17 protein-coding genes are annotated in these 16899 nt (G+C 37.2%); 2 read left to right on the forward strand and 15 right to left on the reverse strand.

The window, feature by feature from the left end; all coding sequences use genetic code 11:
* Positions 1-161: 161 nt before the first annotated feature.
* The 4 genes from A5866_RS06865 to A5866_RS06880 form a co-directional block, all read right to left on the reverse strand.
* On the reverse strand, positions 162-476 hold the full coding sequence (locus tag A5866_RS06865) for a YbaB/EbfC family nucleoid-associated protein (protein ID WP_010760514.1): 315 nt from the start codon (positions 474-476) through the stop codon (positions 162-164).
* Between the two features lie 15 nt (positions 477-491).
* Positions 492-2246 (reverse strand): DNA polymerase III subunit gamma/tau, encoded by a 1755-nt coding sequence (gene dnaX / locus A5866_RS06870; protein WP_086443992.1) that lies wholly within the window; start codon positions 2244-2246, stop codon positions 492-494.
* A 135-nt stretch (positions 2247-2381) separates the two neighbouring features.
* Positions 2382-2660, reverse strand: a complete 279-nt coding sequence (locus tag A5866_RS06875) for a YiaA/YiaB family inner membrane protein (RefSeq protein WP_086443991.1) — start codon at positions 2658-2660, stop codon at positions 2382-2384.
* Positions 2661-2781: 121 nt separating this feature from the next.
* Positions 2782-4275 (reverse strand): helix-turn-helix domain-containing protein, encoded by a 1494-nt coding sequence (locus A5866_RS06880; protein WP_086278720.1) that lies wholly within the window; start codon positions 4273-4275, stop codon positions 2782-2784.
* A gap of 240 nt (positions 4276-4515) precedes the next feature.
* Here A5866_RS06880 and A5866_RS06885 point away from each other — a divergent pair, with 240 nt between their 5' ends.
* Entirely contained in the window at positions 4516-5544 is a 1029-nt protein-coding gene (locus tag A5866_RS06885; RefSeq protein ID WP_086443990.1) for an immunoglobulin-like domain-containing protein, read from the forward strand.
* An 11-nt stretch (positions 5545-5555) separates the two neighbouring features.
* Here A5866_RS06885 and A5866_RS06890 read toward each other — a convergent pair whose 3' ends face one another.
* The 4 genes from A5866_RS06890 to A5866_RS06905 all read right to left on the reverse strand — a co-directional run bounded on the left by A5866_RS06890 (position 5556) and on the right by A5866_RS06905 (position 10936).
* The gene (locus tag A5866_RS06890) at positions 5556-6542 is read right to left on the reverse strand and encodes a LacI family DNA-binding transcriptional regulator (protein ID WP_086278718.1); all 987 of its coding nucleotides are present in this window, start codon (positions 6540-6542) and stop codon (positions 5556-5558) included.
* An 18-nt stretch (positions 6543-6560) separates the two neighbouring features.
* Entirely contained in the window at positions 6561-8042 is a 1482-nt protein-coding gene (galT, locus tag A5866_RS06895) for a UDP-glucose--hexose-1-phosphate uridylyltransferase (protein ID WP_086443989.1), read from the reverse strand.
* 687 nt (positions 8043-8729) lie between these two features.
* On the reverse strand, positions 8730-9716 hold the full coding sequence (galE, locus tag A5866_RS06900; protein WP_086443988.1) for a UDP-glucose 4-epimerase GalE: 987 nt from the start codon (positions 9714-9716) through the stop codon (positions 8730-8732).
* Positions 9717-9775: 59 nt separating this feature from the next.
* Positions 9776-10936, reverse strand: coding sequence for a galactokinase (locus A5866_RS06905; RefSeq protein ID WP_254907526.1), 1161 nt, complete (start codon positions 10934-10936; stop codon positions 9776-9778).
* Positions 10937-11138: 202 nt separating this feature from the next.
* Between A5866_RS06905 and A5866_RS06910 the strand changes: the two genes are divergently transcribed.
* A complete protein-coding gene (locus A5866_RS06910) occupies positions 11139-11306 on the forward strand; it encodes a DUF3042 family protein (protein WP_010760505.1) in 168 nt (55 codons plus the stop codon).
* Between the two features lie 323 nt (positions 11307-11629).
* Here the strand turns inward: A5866_RS06910 and A5866_RS06915 are convergent, their stop codons facing one another.
* The 7 genes from A5866_RS06915 to A5866_RS06945 form a co-directional block, all read right to left on the reverse strand.
* Complete coding sequence (locus tag A5866_RS06915; RefSeq protein ID WP_086443986.1) at positions 11630-13483, reverse strand: FAD/NAD(P)-binding protein; 1854 nt, start codon at positions 13481-13483, stop codon at positions 11630-11632.
* A gap of 40 nt (positions 13484-13523) precedes the next feature.
* The gene (locus tag A5866_RS06920) at positions 13524-13880 is read right to left on the reverse strand and encodes a DUF488 domain-containing protein (RefSeq protein WP_086443985.1); all 357 of its coding nucleotides are present in this window, start codon (positions 13878-13880) and stop codon (positions 13524-13526) included.
* 135 nt (positions 13881-14015) lie between these two features.
* The gene (locus A5866_RS06925; protein ID WP_086443984.1) at positions 14016-14414 is read right to left on the reverse strand and encodes a rhodanese-like domain-containing protein; all 399 of its coding nucleotides are present in this window, start codon (positions 14412-14414) and stop codon (positions 14016-14018) included.
* A 15-nt stretch (positions 14415-14429) separates the two neighbouring features.
* Entirely contained in the window at positions 14430-15401 is a 972-nt protein-coding gene (locus tag A5866_RS06930; protein WP_086443983.1) for an ROK family glucokinase, read from the reverse strand.
* The gene (locus A5866_RS06935; protein ID WP_010760500.1) at positions 15402-15620 is read right to left on the reverse strand and encodes a YqgQ family protein; all 219 of its coding nucleotides are present in this window, start codon (positions 15618-15620) and stop codon (positions 15402-15404) included.
* Positions 15621-15635: 15 nt separating this feature from the next.
* On the reverse strand, positions 15636-16346 hold the full coding sequence (locus tag A5866_RS06940; RefSeq protein WP_086443982.1) for a rhomboid family intramembrane serine protease: 711 nt from the start codon (positions 16344-16346) through the stop codon (positions 15636-15638).
* A gap of 9 nt (positions 16347-16355) precedes the next feature.
* Positions 16356-16895: a 5-formyltetrahydrofolate cyclo-ligase gene (locus A5866_RS06945; RefSeq protein WP_086443981.1), complete on the reverse strand. Its 540-nt coding sequence runs from the start codon at positions 16893-16895 to the stop codon at positions 16356-16358.
* Positions 16896-16899: the final 4 nt, after the last annotated feature.

Raw genomic sequence — 16899 nt, forward strand, 5'->3', positions numbered from 1 at the left:
ATAATCATAACATAAAGATCGATAAAAAATTGTTTATACTCATTTATTTAAACGCACTAAGAATGTCAACTTTTATTTCTAACCTCATAAAAAAAGCTAAAGACAGTCACTGAAAAATTCAATGATTATCTCTAGCTCTATTATTTATTAATAGATTTTTTTTAGAATCCTGGCATTCCTTTAGCATATTTTCCCATCGTAGCTTCTGTTTCTTTTTCTACCTTCGTCAATGCATCATTGACCGCCATGATCACTAAATCTTGCAGCATTTCTACATCTTCTGGGTCCACAACATCTTCTTTGATAGAGATGTCTTTCATTTTACGATCACCAGTAAACGTTGCTGTTACTAATTGGTTTGTTGCTTCACCAACAAATTCTCTAACATTTAATTCCGCTTGTGCCTTTTCCATATCTTTTTGCATTTTTTGAACTTGTTTCATCATCCCTTGCATATTTCCCATGCCTCGCATCATAACTACCGTCTCCTCTTAATCGTTTATTACTTCAACAAGCGCTTCGCCAAACATCGCGATTGCTTCGTCTACTACTTGGTTATTGACTTCTTGTGCTGGTTCTTCATCTTCTAATAAATGATTATCTTCATTATTGATGGGTTGTTCAGCAGTTGTTGAATCTCCTTGAGTATCTTTGTTTTGGCTAATAAAGGACTGCCGTAATTTGGGCCAGCTTTCCTTCGTGATACAAACCATATCTGGTGCATAATTATTGACCAAACGGCTTAAATTATTGTGAACAGCCAACTGCATTTCTTCATCTTCCATGGCACGACCACAGACGATTTCATACTCAAAAGCAATTACTATTCCCTTAGGACTAGCGGCCACCGGTTCACTTGCTTTTAACATCGCTCGTTGAGTCACAGACATCATTTGCAATAAATCTTCCCAGACATTTTTGACATTCAGTAAATGATCTTTCGTCGCTTCATTCAGTACTTTGTATACTAACTCTGTCGGGATCCTTAGGGCATTTTTGCTATTAGTTGCTCTTGTTGGTTTAATCGGTTCAGCTTCTTTAGCCGTGACACCATTTTTCTTCAATTCAGTTAATTCTTTTTGTAGCTGTTCGATCTGTTGTTGTAAAGTAGTGATCTCAGCTGTCGCAATTGGTTGTGCCCCATTGGAAATCTCTACCGGTTTTTTAACAGATTTTGCCAACTTAACAGTTGCTACTTCAAGATAAATATTAGCATTATTGGTAAAACGAATATCATTTTGAGTATCACTTAAAATTTGGATCATTTGATAAATTTTTTCAGCAGCAGTCTGTCCCGCTAAGTTTTTGAAATTCTCAGTCAAATTTCCAACTTTTTCCGCTAATAAATTTGGTGCTTGTTGAAACATCAGTAAATCACGGCAATATAACAACAAATCTTCTAAAAAGCGTCTAGCTTCCTTACCCGAACTAAGAATCGATTCTAATATTTCTAAGGCTTGCTCCACATCACCTGTTACACAGCTCGAAATATACTGATCCATCATTTCGTATGTTAGACTACCGGTGACTTGCATTGCGTCTGTCAGGGTAACTTTTTCATCACTAAATGAAATCGTTTGATCCAAGATACTCAAAGCATCCCGCATCCCACCTTCAGCTGCTCGGCCAATCACATATAAAGCCTGTTCTTCAAACTCAATATCAATTTGCTTTAAAATATACCCTAAATGATCAACAATATCTTGTGTGCTGATGCGTTTAAAATCAAACCGTTGCGTTCTTGAAATAATCGTCAATGGAATCTTATGCGGTTCAGTCGTCGCTAAGATAAAAATAACATTTTGCGGCGGCTCTTCTAATGTTTTTAGTAATGCGTTAAACGCACCTGTCGACAACATATGTACTTCATCGATGATATAGACTTTATAGTCAGCTTGTGTGGGTGCATATTTGGCTTTATCGCGAATATCACGAATTTCTTCAACACCATTATTACTGGCTGCATCGATCTCAATGACATCGTTCAAACGTCCTTCAGTGATTGCAATACACGTCTCACATTCATTACATGGTTCCCCATCTACACTATGTTTACAGTTGATTGCTTTAGCAAAAATTTTCGCCGCACTTGTTTTCCCTGTTCCTCTTGGACCGGTAAACAGATAGGCATGCGAGGTTTTCTTTTGTATAATCGCATTTTTTAATGTCTGCGTAATTGCTTTTTGTCCAACAACGTCATCAAAACGCTGTGAACGCCAGACACGATACAAAGCTTGATAAGCCATAATTTACCCCTCCCTCGAAATTTCACTATCTTCTATTATACGTGATTTTTATGGATAAGGCATTAAAAAAAGCAAACTCATTAAAAAATAGTAAAAAAAAAAGCCCTAACTCTCGTCAGAACTTTCTAAAACAAATTAGATATGTGTATCTGTTTCTTCATTTTTAGTGGGTCCGTCCATCACACGGAACATTTGATTATAACGTTCTTCATCTTCTTGATTATCTCTGATCACTTTTGAAAGTGTAAATGACGTAGAAATCAAGCCAACTGATCCCATCAAATAATACCCTTTAACCATCAAAGGTTCTTTTAAGGTGTACAAACCAATCAACATCAATGCCACGAAAAAGGCAAATGATCCCCAACTTAGAAAGACAAATGCAGGTGTGTTTCTGTAAGCTTTCTTTTTCATAATTCTCTCCTTTAAAATTAATAATACTTTTTTAGTATAGCATTACTTTTTATTAAATGACAATCTTTATTTTAATTTTAAAAAAAATAATAGACCAAAACAACAAACAAAAAATAACAGTTTAAGCATTTAAATAGGCAATATCTTTGGGTAAGACCAGTCGTCTTTTATCAATATACTTTCGTAGATCCGTTATATTCTTGAATGAAGGAATATCTTCAACGATCATGTTGATTTTTTCATCTATCGTTTCAAGTGCATAATTTGATACATATAAGTCATATTGTTGATCAACGTTATTCACCAATTGATCATAAAAATGGTTTTCTTGAACCGATAGGTTGACCTTGTTCCGGAAATTTTCTTTTAAAACAGAACTTAAAAACTGTGCATGTTCTTTACCTAGATCGCTTAACACCAAAACAGATAATTGACGTCTCATCTCATCTGTCAATTTACTGAGATCCTGCCAACGAATCGCCATTTCATGAAGAATACCATCTAAGTACATTGATTGCCAAGGAAATTTCATTTTTGCTTCCAATACTCCTAAAGCTTTCGTAACGACAGCTGTAAAAACGATGAAATTTTGTTTGATTGCCCGGCTTGAATATAAGTAACGATCATATACAATAAATTTTTTATAAGGAAACATCTTGTGTTTTGCGTAGAGGTACTCGATCAAACGGATAATGCTTATATTACTTTGTTCTGAGATAGAAATAGACAGTGCCTCTTTAATCGTTTTGACTAGATTCTCTGCTTGATAGATAACATTCACTTTTTCTTGTTCATTGTCCCAACCAAAATCCCACCAAAAAATAGAATAACAGAAATCTTCATACCAATTATCAGGCAATACCACATTTAAAGGTTCTGCGATTTCTTCAACATCCGCTTGATATTTTCTAACATCGATCGTTGTTTTAACAAAACTATTGATTGGATCTTTTCTATCCTGAATCAAAAATCCTTGCCGTTCGCGAATGATCGTGACCGCAATTGAATACGCTAAGTGAACGATTTGGCTATCATTTAGTTCTAGAGCAAATTTCTGATTGATCTTATTAGACAACGTAAAAACTTTTGTACGGTCTAGATGAAATGGCCATTCTCGGATTCCATATACTTCAATAAAATAGCAAGTAAAAAAATAGCGAATCTGACGCTCATCTTTTCCATGAACAAAATAAGGAGATCGGCTCATCTGAATATTGCGATCTTTGAGTGCCGAACTGATTATATTTGAAAGGCGGTATAAACTAGAATTACTTAAAAATAATTTTTTTTCCCAATAAACAGCTGGCCGCATCGGTTCAAAAAAGATCGATTCTAACAAAGAGAATGCATTCGATTCTTGAATAATTTCAATGTAAATATCATAGATCGACCTGTGTGGTGAAGCAATCAGTCGGATTCCATGCTTTCTAGAGGTCTCGATCGTCAGATAATCGGGCCAGCGATCTTCTATGTATTGACAATCCAACATGATTGTTTTTTTTGAACAATCGATACTTTCAGCTAAATAATCGGATGTAATCCAACTATTTGGACCATTTAACAAATTCAACAACAACACTCTACGATGCATAGATGGCGATAATAATCGTTCCATTTTATCTCCTCTTTCTTACTTTCTATTAAATTCTTCAAAAATTTCCAGTAGTTAAGAATTTTTTGAAGAAATCCTTATTTAACAACAATTATAACATCTTTATCATGGTTTTTGAATTAATCTAAAGCGCAACTCAATTGGTTTATTTAATCTTGGGTCTTATTATAAAAATATAAAAACGCGGATTTAAAATTTATCGATAAATGGAAAATCTCACCACATTTTTTGGAGGGATTCTACATGAAAAAAAACACAATTAAACACACGATCATTATTGGTTTCATCAGCATTTTAAGCATTTTTTTACTTATTGGTGGTTTTATTTTCACCGATGCCTACAGTCGTGCAAACAGTTTGAATGCTAAACCGAAAAAAACAAACATTACCTTAGTAAAAAACGTTCCAACTGACAAAGAGTTAAGTAAACAGAATGTCACACCTAAGAAAAAGCAAAACAATGACAAAATAGTTGCTGTAAATACGACCAAAGATCCTATTGCGCCAACTACTTCCGCTCCAGAAGAAACGGTTGAACAAAATAGCCAAATAAACATCTATGAAGAAGTCACAGCAACTGATAATAAAGATGGAGACCTCACTGCTAAATTATCTGCAGATAAAACACTAGATACCTCTGTTTTAGGCACCCAAATAATCCATTATTCAGTAACTGATGCAAGTGGCAATTTTGGTGGGGCTGATAGAACATTTACGATTGTTCCAAAAAGTGAACCTGTTGTGGTTGCGGCTGCATCACAAGCTGAACCTCAGGTGACAGAACAACCAGCAGCACTTGCTGAGCCAGCGCAAATCGAAGTAGCAACCACACCTGTGGCACCTGTAGCGGCAAGCTCTTCCCCAATGACAATCACCATGAACGGCCAAACGACTCCTTATCAAAACGGCGGTCAAGGGAGTGGTCAAAGCGTAATCGATTCAAATCCTGGCGGTGTTGCTTCTACCTGGGGAGGTGCTGCTGTTCAATCAGGGGATGATGGACAAAATACTCATTTTATTGGTCACAATCCTGGGGCTTTTTCAACAGTCTTTTCATTAGGCTCAGGTAGTCAAATCGTTGTGACAGATGCAAACGGTACCCCCACAACGTATACGGTACGAACTTTACTTCAATTGGATGATTCTGGCATTGAAGTTGGAACTGGAACCGACTATTGGGATCTTACTGTAGGTACAGGTGGTGGTGAACGAATCACACTTCAAAGCTGTGTCAATGATAATATCAATTTATTTGTTATTGCCTATAAATAAAATAAAGAGCATCACCTCGTTGATGCTCTTTCGATCAATTCTGTTGCAATCGTGATTTTTCTTGCGATCGGTGCTTGTTCATAAATAATCGACAATATCGTTTCAATCGCCAGCTCACCCATCCATTCTGTATGGATCTTAATTGTAGTCAACGGTGGACTAACATATTTGGCTACGCTGATATCATTGAACCCAATCACCGAAATATCTTCCGGTACTTTTAATCCAACTTCTTGAATCGCTTTTAAGGCACCCACAGCAAGTGCGTCACTAGAAGCAAAAAAAGCAGTTGGAAATGTTTGTGGCTGTCTACTTAAAAACTGTTTCATCACATCATAGCCACTATTAACAGTGAATGGCGCCTTTAGAATATACTCTTCATGTAACAAGTCCTTTTGTTCTAGAATCTCTTTAAAAATTTTCAATCGTTTATCTTCAAGTAATTCATGACTTCCTCGAGTATACTCTTCTCCAGCAAGTATACCGATTTCTTGATGTCCATGTTGAGCTAAGTAAGCCAAAACAGTCGACAGGCTTTGTTGAAAATCGATGACTAGAGAATTATACCCTAAATCAAGCGCATCAAAGTCAACAAACAATAAATTAGGATTTTTGTCAAAAAGAAAATCCGCTTCAGCTTTGTCAAATTTTCCTAAAGCCAAAATCCCATCTGCAGTTTCATGCTCTAATTCTTCCATGGATCGTTTGACTAATTCAATACGCATCTCTTCAGCTTTTTTTTCAATCCCTAAACGAATCGATAGATAGTAAATGTCTTCTAATTCTTCTACTTCGTCATACCACTGAACGAATAGGATCTTTGCTTTAGCCGTCTTTGTACCCTTTTTATGCTTTGTATAGTTTAACTCTTCTGCCGCTTCAAAGACTTTTTGCTTTGTCTCAATGCCAACAGAAAGATCCGGATCATAGTTCAGCACTCTAGAAACTGTTGCAGGTGAAACACCTGCTAATGATGCGATGTCTTTGATTGTTGCCATGTTTTCACCAGCCCTTCTTTATAAACTATCGATAAAACGTTTAAAGGCCGCTTGCCCTTCCATCGTACGTTTATAAACACCAGCATCAGCTAAAACCTGGGCGAAAATTTGCCCCACCTCTTTTTGAATTATTTCTTTGGCATTGGCTTCATTAAAAGAAAAATTTTCCTTCATTTGATCTGCCCAGGCTTTATGATACTCGGCAATATGATGTTCTTTTTCTAAAACATATTTTTCCACTTCTTGAAGTTCATCATTTAAACGAGGCGGTAATACGGCTAAGCCCATCACTTCGATCAACCCAATATTTTCCTTTTTGATATGCTGAACTTCTTGATGGGGATGAAAAATACCATCTGGATGTTCATCAGAAACATTATTATCACGTAGTACCAAGTCCATCTCAAATAACGAACCTTTGCGGCGTGCAATTGGTGTAATCGTATGATGCGGTGTTCCATCCTCTGAAAAAGCTCGAATTGAGACTTCCTCATCAGAATAGTGTTGCCATTTATCTAAAATCAAGGCAGCTGCCTCAACTAAGTCTTCTGAATTAGGACTTTGCAAGCGAATCACAGACATCGGCCATTTGACGATCCCAGCATTCATCAATGGAAAATCGCTTAGCTCAAAATATTGTTCGATCGGAGCTTTCTCCATCGGAAAGATATGTCGTCCTGCTTGATAATGATCATGGGTCAAAATCGAACCACCTACAATTGGTAAATCTGCATTAGAACCAACAAAATAATGTGGCAATACTTCAATAATTCTAGTTAAGCGATAAAATGTTTCCTTTGAGATGACCATAGGGCGATGTTCCTCTGACAGAATAATTGAATGTTCATTATAGTAAGCATATGGTGAATACTGAAATCCCCAACTTTCTCCATCTAAGTTCATTCGAATGATCCGATGATTCGTTCTAGCCGGATAATTTGTCCGACCTTTATACCCTTCATTTTCCATACATAAAACACACTTAGGATAATTTACCTGTGTGGCTTGACGTGCTGCCGCAATTTGCTTTGGGTCTTTTTCGGGTCTGGATAAATTGATGGTAATTTCTAATTGACCATACTCTGTTTCTGCTGGAAAAATGATATTTTTAGCAATAGCCCGTGTCTTAATATAATTATTTTCTTTACTTAACTTATAGAAATAATCAGTTGCATCGACCGGATCTTTTTCATAATGTTGGGCAAAAAGTGCATTCACAACTGAAGGTGGTGGTGTTAAAAAATCCATCAATTGTGCTTCAAAAATCTCTAAATCCGCTGATCCCTCTCGAAAAACCCCGTTTTTTAAAGCTTGTTCGACTAACTCATCTAATAATTCCAAGGATGTTTTAGTCACGACCACTGGAGAAACAGGATCTAATGACTCTTCACCAACCATTGCAAGTACCCGATTTTGTAAATAAAGACGATCCAACTCCATCCAACCACCAGCTTGAATAGCTAACGTGACAAAATCAGTAACAGTTTGACTAATTGACACAACGATTCCTCCTAAATTTAAAAGCTGAAAGAGCTCGTTCAGGCTCGACTGGAAAATAGGAAAAATTGACTGATGCGTTCTTTGCCTCTTTCCATTTTTATCTTTTTCCCGAGAGACTAGCTCTTGAAGCTAGATACTGTTAAAAGCGTAGCAGGCTCGTTCAGCTATGACAGAAAAATAGGAAATTCTAACTGAGGTGTTTTTTACCTCATTTAGATTTTATCTTTTTTCCGAAGAGCTAGCCCGCGTAGCTAGATACTGTTAAAAGCTGAAAGAGCTCGTTCAGTCTCGACTGGAAAATAGGAAAAATTGACTGAGGCGTTCTTTGTCTCATTCAATTTTTATCTTTTCCCGAAAGGCTAGCCTGTAAAGCTAGATACTGTTAAAAGCTGAACAGGCTCGTTTAGGCTCGTAGAAAAATAGGAAAATATGATTATGACGCTTTTTGTCACGAGCAGATTTTATCTTTTTTCATAGAGACTAGCCTGTAAAGCTAGATAACATATGGTAACAACGTTCCGCTTTGCTTCACCTTGTACTTTTCAACATCTGAATAACAGAAGGAAGCAACGTTCCTTTCAGTTACCTTGTACCAAGTCTTTTCGTGCGACGAGTAATCACAGGAGCATTCAACATCAACTCATTTCTTCGTTGTGTTTCTTGGCATGTTTCAAAGCAAAATACTTCTTACTCATACCCTTTAGGATGACTAACATGCCATTCCCAAGCAGTTTTGATGATCTGTTTGATATCTGTAACTTGAGGCTCCCAGCCCAAAACCAACTTAGCTTTTTCACTTGAAGCAACTAGTTTACTTGGGTCACCTAGACGCCGCGGCAAGACTTTTGCTGGTATTTCTTTGCCCGTCACGGCACGTGCTGCTTCCAACATTTCTTTAACTGAATAGCCTGTATTGCTACCTAAGTTAAAAATGTTACTTTCATTTCCTTTTTGTAAATAATCTAAAGCTGCTATATGAGCTGCAATCAGGTCTTCAATATAAACATAATCGCGAATACACGTACCATCCGGGGTATCATAATCCTCACCATAAATACCTAGATATTCTCTTTGTCCTAAAGCTGTTTGTAAAATAATCGGAATCAAATGCGTCTCTGGATCATGATCTTCACCAATCGAAGCATCAGATTTTGCCCCAGCTACATTAAAATAACGAAGAGCTACGTAACGAATTCCATAGGCTTTATCACACCATTTCATCATTTTTTCCATCATTAATTTACTTTCACCATAGGGATTTTCTGGATTTGTCGGCATTGTTTCGACAATTGGCATTTCTTTTGGCTCCCCATACGTTGCAGCAGTTGAAGAAAATACAATATGCTTCACGCCGAACTCTTCCATTACTTCTAACGTAATTTGCGTACCGTGAACATTATTATTAAAATAGACCAATGGCTTTTCTACCGACTCACCAACTAATGAACTTGCAGCAAAATGAATCACACCATCGATTGTTTCTTTTGTAAAGACATCTTGCATAAATTTTTTATCGCGAATATCACCTTGATAGAATTTAGCTTTCTCATGAATTGATTGTCTATGACCTGTTTGTAGATTGTCGATCACAATCACTTCGTATCCTTTATTGATCAGTTGGTCTACTGCGTGTGAGCCAATATAACCTGCCCCACCTAAAACTAAAATTGACATATTATTACCTCCTAATTGAATACAGCAAAGATCAAAATCTTTTTTTCGTATTCCTTATTTTACAGCTTTCTCGCTCCATCATCAACGTTTGCAATATAAAAATCTGCTGAGTAGCCAATTTTCTCATTGTAAACTTTTCCAACTTGTTCAATAAAAAACTCTAATTCAGTTTCCTTGACTAAAGCAATCGCACAACCACCAAAACCAGCCCCAGTCATGCGTGCACCTATGACTCCTTGCTGTTTTTGTGCTGCCATAACTAATGTATCAAGTTCAATACCCGTTACTTCATAATCATCTTTTAAAGATGCATGAGAAGCATTCAATAGTTGTCCAAAATAGGTTAAATCATTATCCGATAAGGCATTCTTCGCTTTGATCGTACGCTGATTTTCAGTCACCGCATGTTTTGCTCGCTTGATCAACACCTTATCTGCAATAATTTCTTTATTTTTTTCAAACAAATCCTCTGTCAGTTCTCCCAAAGCCTTGATGGGTAACACAGTTTGTAGGCGGCTCAAAGCTAATTCACATTCCGCCCGTCGCTCGTTATATTTTGAATCTGCTAATTCTCTGCGTTTATTCGTATTCATGATCACAATCACATATTCACCAAATTCTGCTGGTACTAATTCATAATCAAGCGTGTTTGTATCTAATAAAATTGCTTGGTCTTGTTTCCCCATGCCAATTGCAAATTGATCCATGATTCCAGAGTTGACACCGATGAATTGATTTTCCACTCGTTTTCCTGTCTTCACAAGCTCCAGCATACTAAGCCCTAGATCAAATAGATCATTTAAGATAACACCCATTAACAATTCAATTGAAGCGGATGATGAAAGTCCCGCACCATTTGGAATCGTACCCCAAAAAAGAAGATCCATACCTTGATCGATAGTGTGTCCTGCTTCTATTAAATATCGGATCATTCCTTTTGGATAATTCGTCCAATCATCGGCTTTTTTGTAGGTTAGATCCGTTAATGCTACTTCGATAATCCCTAATTCTGAAAAATTCTCTGAATAAAAACGAATAACTTGATCGGTCCGCTTCCTAACAGCACCATATGTTCCAATCGTAATTGCCGCTGGAAAAACGTGGCCGCCATTATAGTCAGTGTGCTCCCCAATCAAGTTGATTCTTCCAGGAGCAAAAAATAGTTCATTGGTCTCTATTCCAAATGTAGAATAGAATAGTTCTTGTAAATCATTTTCCACAGTGATCACCTCTTGATACATTTTAGTAAATTAATTGTAAAACATTTACTAAACTTTTACAAGCTATTTCATGAAACGATTACATTCATTTAACTAATGTTAAGAATAATACAAGATCACTGCCTTTTTATTCTATCTATTGGATTTTTTTCTTATTTTAGTTCATAATAAAATTGTCTAACTAAGTGAGAGGAGAATGTATATGAAAAAATTTATTTCAGGTATGCTAGTAGGAACAGCTGTAACATGTGCTGCTGTTGTTGGCTTTGCTGCCACAATCAAGAAAACAGTTCTTGATCCAATCGAAGAAAAAGAAGACATGATCGAGGAAAACCGTAAAAAAGCAATGCGCAAACGCATCTCTAGATAATAAGAAAAGCGAAATAAAGCGTTTAGCTTTAGAGAAAATTAGGAATCTGTACATAGAACGCTTCTTGTTCTATGTACAGATTATCTATTTTCCTCAAAGGCTGCTTTATGTAGCTAGATCAAAGAAAAGCGGAACACGTTTGTTCAGATTCTGAGCGATATAAGAGAACTAATTTTAGCAGGGTGCTTTTCCCTGTGAATTAATTCTCGTTATCGCCGAGGAATCTAACGTGTGTAGCTGGATCATAAGAAAAGTGAAACAAAGCGATTAATCTTAGGGAAAAAGAAAAAAACTGTTTTTATCACAAACAGTTTTTTCTTTTTTCATATTTTTTTAGTCAAAAAAGCTGTAAAAATTGTACTGGCAATCACATCAGCTTCTCTTAAATTCCACGGATCTGTTCCCGGTCTGGATGTTGCCGCTGTCAACCAATGAATTCCCTCCGTTGGAATACCATAACAAAAAAGTCCAGGGATTGGTTCTCCTTCTTTTGACTGTAGTTGATTCGTTGTCCGCTTTACTAATAGCGCACCCGTTTTATAAACTTCTCCTGTCGTTAAAGTTAACTCATGTAAACTCGCTATGCCGTCATTTAAAAGTTGTTGGATTAATGGATTTAAACTGAATTGATTAGCAGTTCTCGGTAATCTGGCTTCAATTAGGAAATGAGTTTTATATTTTTCTGTCGGATTACTCTTTGAAAATCCAATAAATCTTCCTGCATCCGTCATAATTTCCAATTTTGGCCCGACCAGTGTCACGATTCCTGCTTTGATCAAAGCCTTAAGTTCGGCTGTTTGCTCTAAAGACGGCCCGATTGATAAAAAAGCATTCAGAGGAGCAAACCAATCCCATAACCATCTCTTAGTCTCATCATTTGAAAAAAGCTCCTGATCTAACATAAAACGAACTTCATCTCGTAAATCCTTTAAACTGTCCAAAGCTGCCGCAAAAGGTCCTGCTATTGTCCCTTTCTTTGCTTGCTCAAAGTCCCAAGTCAAATAATCAATAATAAATGCTTGAAAAGACTCTGGCTCGTTCGTTGTTTGGTCTGGATGTTGAATTACTGACCAATCCCAAAAATCCTTTTGAGCGATACCATATTTTTTTAAAGTCGCTACAGTCCCTCTAGTTCGAATAAACTCCTCACTAAAACGAGTTTGATTCACATGAGGATAGTTAGCTTTAAGCAGTGCTGAATAATATGCAAATTCCATTTCTTTTTTTAAAAGCTCAAAAAATTGCTCAGCAGAAAATCGGCCTTTTCTTTTAAACTTATTTAAACTCTTTTCTTTGAGAAAACGTGGCTGATACTCTATTCCGTAGCCTTTTTGATTGGCGCCTCTGGCGTGATAAGGAATTCCACGACCAGATCCTGCAATGATTTTAGGTTCTTTCCCCGAAGGTAAATAAACTAATTCACCATTTTCCTCTTTAAAAGTTCCACCTCGATCACTCATCAGTAAGGTTAAATAATCATAAAAAACTAACCCTAATCCTCTGATCAAAACTGGTGTATCCTCGGTAATTGCTTCAAGATAGGCATCTGCCGCATTTTTAGGTGGGCAATAAAACAAGCGATGCTCACTAGCATATGCGGCCAAGGCTTGTTCATGACCTATCAACTGATTCTCTTGATGACCTAATGCTAAAATAACTGTATCAACTGTTATTTCTACTGCTTTCGTATAGACGAGAAACTTCTCGTCTTGCTTTTTCACAGCTCGCACCGTATCTTTAAAAAGTTTAACAGAGGTCTGATCCGTCATTCGTGTTTGAATATATTCATAAAACCATTTTTGATATAACCCATAAAAAACGCGTGAACAATGATCATTTGGTCCTAGTTTTTCGCATTCTTCTAGTAGTATCATTCTATTTTCAAGCTGTTGTCTTTTTATAAACTCCACCGCTTCGCCTTGTGCCCATTCATACAAATTTGGCCCTTTCGCGACTGGTCCGTTTGTGCTTAGCGTCTCATCTGTAAATAAAGTGACATGTGCTGCCACTGAATTCATCAACAAAGACATTGGCTGATCTGTTCGCCAAACTTTACCTCCAGGACCACAGGGATCAAACATCGTAATTTGAATGACTTGCTCTTCTCTTGACCATTCAACGATTCGTTCTAAAATTGAAAGTCCTCGAGGTCCACCACCAACAATCGCAATCTTCATCTGTTTACTCCTTTCAGACCTTTTTGATTTGTCTAATAGATCAAGCAGTCTTTTCTATTGCTTCTTTTAAAATAACAGCATTGTTATTTTCTTCATCTTTAGCACTATAAATCAATGTGATGATAGGTTGTTCTTTAGTAAGTTGTACTAGCTCTTGAAAAGCCGCTTGCGCCTTGCCAGACTGTAACTCAAGCAAATACTTTGTTTTAAATTCAGGAAATTTAACTGGATCATGATCAAACCATTTTCTAAGTTCGGTGCTAGGCGCGATTTCTTTTAGCCACAAATCTAACGCTTCTTTCTCTTTCGACATTCCTCTTGGCCACAAACGATCGACCAATATTCGGTAACCATCCGTGGGACTGACTTGTTCATAGGCTCTTTTTAACTGAATCATCATTGTCACCTCGTCTTTATTTTAACGTAATCACACAAAAAAGAAACGACTTACGATTTTGATTTGGAAATAAAAACACAGAGAAGTAAACGTTGTTCAACATTCGAACCCTCGTTTCTCTCTGTGTTTAATGAATCAGGTATTTTTCTTTTTCGTTTTGCCAGTCCAGCCTTCATAGCCGCCTTTTAAAATATAAAGATCTTTATAGCCATTTTTACGTAATTGATTCGCTGTACGAATACTCAATGATTTTTTTTGATCATAAATATAGACAGGTTGATCTTTACGAATGGAGTTCAACGTTGTTTTGATCGTTGTATAAGGCATACTGCGTGCGCCAAGAATATGGCCGGCATCAAATGAGTCTTTTTCACGAACGTCAATGATTTGTGCTTTTCTCATACCTTCTCTAAACTCTTCTTCTGTAATCGTTTTGGCAGAACGTTTTGCCATGATTCGAAGATATAACTCATTGATTCCCATTGCTAATAAAATTGCTAATAAAACTCCGTTGATAATCCATAAAACATTCATTCTAAAATCCCTTTCTTACTCTTTCTCCGTAAATTGTAAGGCAAGTGACGCAGCGCCAATCACACCTGCTTCATTACCAAGCTGTGCTAATTTGACTTGCGTACTGTTACGAACTTCTGGGAAAGTAAATTCTTCAAAATAGGTTTGAACACGGCTGCGTAAAAATTCACCAGCCGCAGAAACACCGCCGCCAATAACCACACTTGATGGATTTAGTGTATTTCCCACATTACCGATTGCAAGACCTAAGAAATAACACACTTTATCAACCACCATTAAAGCAAATGGATCATCTGCTTGAGCATAATCAAAGACATCTTTACTTGAAACATCTTGACCGTCATCGATTGCTTGTTTCAACTCAGAATCGCCTGCATATTCTTCAGACATATGACGAGCAACTCGAACGACACCCGTTGCACTTGAAACAGTTTCTAGACAACCACGTTTACCACAAGTACATTCAAAACCGCCAGGATCCACAGTTACGTGCCCGATTTCCCCTGCACAACCGTTAACGCCATGCAACAAGTTGCCTTCTGCAATAATACCGCCGCCAACACCTGTACCGAGTGTAATGAAAACAACATCTGGATTGTTTTCTCCAGCACCTTTCCAACGTTCACCTAAAGCGGCTACATTGGCATCATTGTCTAATACAAAAGGGATTCCGGTCGCTGTTTCAATTTGCGTTTTTACACTTTGTTTTTTTGTCCAGTTTAGGTTATAGGCACCAATCACTGTACCATTTTTGATATCAACACTACCTGGAGTCCCCATACCAATCCCAATAAAATCCTCATGTTTCATGTCATAAAGAGCGATTCGGTGGTTGATCGACTCAATGATATCCGGCACAATATGACTGCCTTCATCCAGAATATTTGTTTCAATACTCCACTTTTGCTGAACATCTCCATTAGTTGTTAAAATCGCAAACTTAATCGTTGTACCGCCTAAATCAATCCCAATCAATTTCTTGTCCATTTACTCGGTTCCTTTCTCAGTCGCTCTGCTTTCTTCAATTCGATGTTCTCTTTGCAAGACACTTCTCGCATGAAGATACGTGTCTCGATCAATCAAGTGACCTTCATAAATATTTTTCAATTCAATCATCATCAACTCAATATCATAAATTCTGGCACCTACGTAAATATAGATCCCGAATTGTTTGAATAACTGCTGGACATCGTATAACGTTTCCATTTAAGCACTTCCTTATTATACAAGTAAACCGAATTTTTTCAAACCCAAGACTAAACAAACGCCTAATAAAAATACGAAAATAATTCCGGCAATGATCCGTTCATGGATATTAAACTCTTCTGAGCGATCTGGAACAGCTAAAGCTGAGGCAACTAGCAGTCCGCCAAGCAATCCGCCAATATGTCCCATAATATCCACTGAGCTACTAAATAAGTTAAAAATTAAATTGATCCCGATAAACGTCGCATACCGTTGCACCATAAATGAAATTGCAGGGTTGTTCCTAAAATGGCGACCTAAAATAACAAAAGCGCCAAATAATCCAAATAATGCGGTGCTTGCTCCAGCAGAAATACTGTTTGGTGATCCAAAAGTAAAACTAACGACATTTCCAGCAATACCACTTAATAAATAAATCAACAAGTAACGCCAGTGACCATAAATATTTTCCACTTGTGAACCTACATAATAAAGCGTCACCATATTTACTGCAAAGTGTAGCCAACCGATATGTAAAAACATCGGTGTAAAGAAACGCCAATATTCATGTAAATACAGAATCTCTTCTCGAGACATCGCACCCCAGCGAATCAAAACTAAACTATTTTCTGAGCCACCTGTTAATTCCATGCCTAGAAAGACAGTCGTGGTGATTCCAAGTAAAAGGTATGTCACCAACGGTTGTTTTAATAATCTCTTGATTTTCATTTGAGTTTGATAATTCATATGTTCCTCCTAGCTGATAAATAATCGTTTTACAGGTAAATCAAAGGATTCCACCTGCCAATTTTCCTGAATCTGTTCACTGAATACCAAACTGCACGTTTCCCCTTGGTAATGTTGCAGGAAGCGATCATAAAATCCCCCGCCAAAACCAATCCGAAAGCCTTCATGGGTAAACACGATCCCTGGTACAACCACTAAATCGATTATTTCAGCCGGTACCTCTGGTGCAGCTATCGGCTCATCTACACCAAATGCGGATTTTTCAAAACGTGTTTTAGGGTTTACGGAATGAAATGTCAACTGTCGTGCCTTTCCTGCAATTGGCATTAGGATTTTTTTCCCTTCCTGCCAACCTCTATTGAGCAGAATATGGGTATCAAATTCAAAATCAAGTGGTTTCGTAAGAGCAATCGTCTGGGCTTTTTGCCAAGCTGGATCGTTGAATAATGCTTGACTAATTTCTGCCTCTTTTTGCTCTTTCAGCACAGGATGATCATGAAGCCATTTCAAGTTTGCTAAACCTAATTTTCTTAACCGTGCTTTTTCCACATTC

Origin of the sequence: Enterococcus sp. 12C11_DIV0727 (assembly GCF_002148425.2) — a bacterium.
Lineage (GTDB): Bacteria > Bacillota > Bacilli > Lactobacillales > Enterococcaceae > Enterococcus_L > Enterococcus_L lemimoniae.

Bases quoted from the DNA above. Each gene is read 5' to 3' on its own strand.
- A5866_RS06865 (WP_010760514.1), bottom strand. From the start codon at position 476: ATGATGCGAGGCATGGGAAATATGCAAGGGATGATGAAACAAGTTCAA.
- dnaX (WP_086443992.1), bottom strand. From the start codon at position 2,246: ATGGCTTATCAAGCTTTGTATCGTGTCTGGCGTTCACAGCGTTTTGAT.
- A5866_RS06875 (WP_086443991.1), bottom strand. From the start codon at position 2,660: ATGAAAAAGAAAGCTTACAGAAACACACCTGCATTTGTCTTTCTAAGT.
- A5866_RS06880 (WP_086278720.1), bottom strand. From the start codon at position 4,275: ATGGAACGATTATTATCGCCATCTATGCATCGTAGAGTGTTGTTGTTG.
- A5866_RS06885 (WP_086443990.1), top strand. From the start codon at position 4,516: ATGAAAAAAAACACAATTAAACACACGATCATTATTGGTTTCATCAGC.
- A5866_RS06890 (WP_086278718.1), bottom strand. From the start codon at position 6,542: ATGGCAACAATCAAAGACATCGCATCATTAGCAGGTGTTTCACCTGCA.
- galE (WP_086443988.1), bottom strand. From the start codon at position 9,716: ATGTCAATTTTAGTTTTAGGTGGGGCAGGTTATATTGGCTCACACGCA.
- A5866_RS06910 (WP_010760505.1), top strand. From the start codon at position 11,139: ATGAAAAAATTTATTTCAGGTATGCTAGTAGGAACAGCTGTAACATGT.
- A5866_RS06915 (WP_086443986.1), bottom strand. From the start codon at position 13,483: ATGAAGATTGCGATTGTTGGTGGTGGACCTCGAGGACTTTCAATTTTA.
- A5866_RS06920 (WP_086443985.1), bottom strand. From the start codon at position 13,880: ATGATTCAGTTAAAAAGAGCCTATGAACAAGTCAGTCCCACGGATGGT.
- A5866_RS06925 (WP_086443984.1), bottom strand. From the start codon at position 14,414: ATGAATGTTTTATGGATTATCAACGGAGTTTTATTAGCAATTTTATTA.
- A5866_RS06930 (WP_086443983.1), bottom strand. From the start codon at position 15,401: ATGGACAAGAAATTGATTGGGATTGATTTAGGCGGTACAACGATTAAG.
- A5866_RS06935 (WP_010760500.1), bottom strand. From the start codon at position 15,620: ATGGAAACGTTATACGATGTCCAGCAGTTATTCAAACAATTCGGGATC.
- A5866_RS06940 (WP_086443982.1), bottom strand. From the start codon at position 16,346: ATGAATTATCAAACTCAAATGAAAATCAAGAGATTATTAAAACAACCG.